Below are 4,650 nucleotides of genomic sequence, written 5' to 3' on the forward strand. Positions count from 1 at the left end.
GCTCTTTAGCGCCGATGGTAGTTGGGGGCTTCCCCCTGTGAGAGTAGGACGTCGCTAGGCAAAGAAAACAGTCAGCTGTGTGCTGGCTGTTTTTTTATGAAATTATAAAAAAAATATACTAAAAAAAATCAAGAAGCTTAAATAATCAGCTTCTTGATTTTTTTTAGTTATTTACTTTAGCAAAGATAATTTTTGTATAGTTAAAAATACTTAGTAGTATATAGATATTTAATTACACTTTTTATCAATCTCGATGTAATATTACCTATAGTTTAATGAGTTGAAATTATGGATTTTATGGGTATTTTAGATTAAGATAGGGAATGGTTATTTTTTCATACTTTTATAGATTGTTTTAGAATATAGATCTATAAAAAAATACATGAATAGGAGTGTAAAAGTTGATAATACTAGATAGACCTTATGTTTCTGATTTATTAGCGCAAACAGTTAGTAAGAATAAAATTCCGGTTATCAAATTAAATGAAGTTTTTATACCAAACGAATCTGCTATAAATTTAAAAAAGGTAGATGATTTGTTGATTGAATTAGAGAAGGGGAATTCTCCAATTCTCTTTAACTCTGAAAATGGACTTAATATTTTATCAAAATATGCGCCTGATCACTATTTAACAACTGTTACAGATATTTTGAAAAATAAAGTTACTTTCAGGAAAACATTAAGTAGACATTATAAAGATTTCTTTTTCACAGAAGTTTCTCTAAAAGAATTAGAAGAATTAGATTCTAATTTACTCCCGTTCCCTATTATTGTTAAACCTGCTATAGGATATTCCAGTATAGGTGTACATCGAATTGATAAAGTAGAGGAATATAATGAAACGATTAAACAACTTAAATTTGAAATGGAAGTTACAGGTTCAGAGTATCCAATCGAAGTTATCAATAGTCAAACATTTATAATCGAGAAGTTAATTGAAGGTGATGAATACGCTGTTGACGCCTATTTTTCAGAAGATGGGGAACCAGTTATCCTAAATCTTTTTAAAAGAATGTTTAGGCATGAGAAAGACATGAGCGATAGAATTTACTATACGAGTAAGCAAGTAATAAATGAGTCTCTCCATAAAATTCAAGAATTTTTAAGAACTATTTCATCATTCTTCGCTTTAAAACTTGCCCCTATACATATTGAAGTGCGCATTGATCGTGATGGACAAATTGTCCCTATTGAAGTAAATCCACTTAGATTTGCTGGTATAGGTACAAACGAACTTGGTGTTTATGCATATGGTGTAAACGCATGTGAATACTTTTTTAAACAACAAAAGCCTGATTGGGGAAATATAGTTAATCAAATGGATGATTCAATTTATAGTTTCTGTTGCGCTGAAATAGATGCATCTATTGATTGTAAGAAAGTTAAATCTATTAATCATGAAGCCTTTAAACTAAATTTTGATGAAATTTTAGAGTATCGACCAATGAAAATTAATGAAAGCTCTACTTTTGCTGTAATATTCCATAAATCACCGGATCTAAAAGAAAATATAAGGTTATTGAATTTAGATCTAGATCAATATATTACGTTAAAAGAATTGGTACTTGTTTAATATTGAAGAATTTTTTTATTACAGTTAGGAGCGTTAATGTTGTTAAAAAGAATGACAATTAGAAAGAAAATATTATTAAACGTACTAATGCCTATTGTTGTTATAAGCACAATTTTTAGTTTTGTCATTTTTTTTGTAGCTGATCATTTAATTGACGGGTATATTATTCCTCAATTTGAAAAGAGCTTAACAATGAAAATGGAGGAATTTGATGAGCTGTTTGATAAAGAATTAATCAATAGTGCTAAAACAAACAAAAGTGCATATGAAGAATTAGTGTCTAAAGGAAATGCATTTCAAGAAAAGTATGATTTAGAAAATGTTTATATTATGAGTAAAGTAGATAATAAAGAAGTCATTCTATTTTTAGGTAATGACGATAAGTATTTATCACCACTAGCGTTTACAGATGAACAAAAAGCTGCGTTAGGTACAACAAAGATGGTTACGAGTGATATTTATATAGATGATTACGGTGCTCATAAGTCTACATTTTTACAAGTTCAAGGAACAGATTCTGTTTTAGGATTAGATGAAGATGCAGATTTTATAGTTGATTTAGAAAATGTATTAATAATAATTTGTATATTATTAGCACTTGTATTTATTGTCGGAAGTGGTGTACTAGCATACTTTACTGCTAAAAGAATTTCTGAACCGTTAAATAACCTGGTAGATTATACTAAAGTAATTGCAGCTGGTGATTTGACACAGGAATTAAAAAGTACAAGTAATGACGAAATTGGTCAGCTTGCATCAAGTTTTAATAGTATGCAAATACAGTTAAAAGAAGTTATAGGCCATGTATCCTCAACAGCAGACTATGTAGTAAATGGATCTAAAGAATTGACTCACAGTATAGAGCAAGTGACAGAAATGGCTAATCAAGTATCAGCAGCAATTCAGGAAGTTTCGGTAAGCAGTGAAATGATAACAACTGGGGCTATTCAAAATCAAATTGCTATTAGGGAAATATCGGAGGGCATAACAGAAATTACAGAATCTACTACAAATGTTTCTAATGAATCTATTAAGACCTCTGAAGAATCCAATGAAGGTAATAATGTTATTCAAAAATCCGTACAAGGTATTGATGCAATTAACGAGCTTTCGAAAGCTTCTATGCAAATGACAGAACAAATGCATCAACGTTCTAAAGAAGTGGGACAAATTACAAATGTAATTACAAGTATTTCAGATCAAATTAATTTACTTGCTTTAAATGCAGCTATTGAGGCTGCTCGTGCAGGTGAATACGGAAAAGGGTTTGCTGTTGTTGCAGATGAAATAAGACATTTAGCAGAACAATCTGCCCAATCAGCGAATGACATTACTAAATTAATCTCTGAAATGCAAAACAATTCTAATGAATCTGTTGAAGCTATTACGAGAGTAGTAAATGAAATTGATCACGAGACTGTCGCAGTAAGAATGGCTGGAGATACTTTCCAAAATATCTCATCTTTAATTTCAAACATTAGTATGCGAACACAATCAATTGCTTCGACAGTAGAACAAATATCAGCAAGCTCTGAACAAGTATTGGGGACTACTGAGACAACTGTGCAATCATTGGAGCAAACATCAGCAGGTACTCAACATATTGCTTCAACTATGCAAGAGCAATCTGCTTTTATGGAAGAGATGCTAGGAACAGCTAATCAAGTAAATGAGATGGTTGAAAACTTAAAAGGTCAAATTGCACATTTTAAAATTAAGTAATCAAAATAATAATATTAACTAAGTTAAAAGGATTAGCTCTATATTGAACAGAGCTAATCCTTTTAATATCTTTAAATCCGCATGACAGTATCAAAGTAGTTTAATAATTCGACAAAATACTCATCGAGTTCGTTCTATTTGTATATAGCTCTTTATATAATGTAACGATTACCTTAAAAAAGGAGAGGGAATTTTGTGGATTGATGGTGTGTTTTCTGGTGGAGGTTTGAAGGGGTTTGCACTAGTTGGGGCGTATCAAGTATTAGAAGCTGAAAATTTTCGGTTTAAAAGGGTAGCGGGAACGAGTGCAGGGGCTATTTTAGCTGCTTTTATTGCTTCAGGATATAGCGGTAAAGAAATCCAAACTATGCTAGAAGAGTTGGATGTACCTTCACTACTAGATCCAAGGAGAACAATATTACCATTTCCTTTTATGAAGTGGGTCAATGTTTATTACCATTTAGGTTTATATAAAGGAAAAGCTTTGGAAAAATGGTTTTTTCAGAAATTAGCTAAAAAGGGAGTTTATACTTTCGGGGATCTACCTAAAGATTCGTTAAAATTAGTTGCGTCCGATTTAACAAACGGCAGAATCATTGTTTTTCCAGACGATTTACACAACTATCATATTGATGCAAGTAATTTCTCTGTGGCTTGTGCATTACGTATGAGCTGTGGGATTCCATTTTTCTTTGAACCTGTCACATTAAAAACAGGGAAAGGTGAATCTGTTATTGTAGATGGTGGTGTATTGAGTAATTTTCCATTATGGGTATTTGATGATAAAGAAGGACGTAAAGTACGACCTATTATAGGGCTAAAATTAAGTAGACGTAGAGAAGAACAATGTCCACACGAAATTAAAAATGGATTAAATTTATTTGAAGCTTTATTTTCGACTATGAAAGATGCTCATGATGAAAGATATATCTCGAGACGACATGAGAGAGATATTATTTTCATTCCTGTCGATGATTATAGTGCTACACAATTTGATTTAGATGAAGAAACTAAAGAAACACTGCTAGAAATCGGCAGAAACCGTACTATTCAATTTTTAAAAACATGGCCAAGATTTAAGTTATAAAACTTTTTAAAAAAACGATAGAAAACTATTGACGTTCTATAGGATTAAGTGATATTATATAAAAGTTGCTGCTGAACAAACAGCTAGAACAATATAAAAATAAAATAACTGTTTGACATTATATACGAAACATGTTATTATATAAAAGTTAACTCTTAACAAAGAGATAACGAAATGAACCTTGAAAACTGAACAAGCAAAACGTAATCAATAAAGTTTTTAGTAGCTAACCTTGAGTTAGTGAACGAAACAAAATTTTGGACATCA

At 31.0% G+C, this 4,650-nt stretch carries 3 protein-coding genes; all 3 read left to right on the plus strand.

The genetic code is table 11. The annotated features are described in order from the left end of the window. The first annotated feature begins 401 nt into the window (after positions 1 to 401). The 3 genes from ACVWXS_RS25740 to ACVWXS_RS25750 all read left to right on the plus strand — a co-directional run bounded on the left by ACVWXS_RS25740 (position 402) and on the right by ACVWXS_RS25750 (position 4,383). Complete coding sequence (locus ACVWXS_RS25740) at positions 402 to 1,574, plus strand: ATP-grasp domain-containing protein (protein ID WP_456960663.1); 1,173 nt, start codon at positions 402 to 404, stop codon at positions 1,572 to 1,574. 36 nt (positions 1,575 to 1,610) lie between these two features. Continuing rightward, positions 1,611 to 3,296, plus strand: coding sequence for a methyl-accepting chemotaxis protein (locus tag ACVWXS_RS25745; RefSeq protein ID WP_456960664.1), 1,686 nt, complete (start codon positions 1,611 to 1,613; stop codon positions 3,294 to 3,296). 193 nt (positions 3,297 to 3,489) lie between these two features. Next, positions 3,490 to 4,383, plus strand: coding sequence for a patatin-like phospholipase family protein (locus ACVWXS_RS25750; RefSeq protein WP_456960665.1), 894 nt, complete (start codon positions 3,490 to 3,492; stop codon positions 4,381 to 4,383). Positions 4,384 to 4,650: the final 267 nt, after the last annotated feature.

It is taken from the genome of Lysinibacillus sp. TE18511, assembly GCF_054062295.1.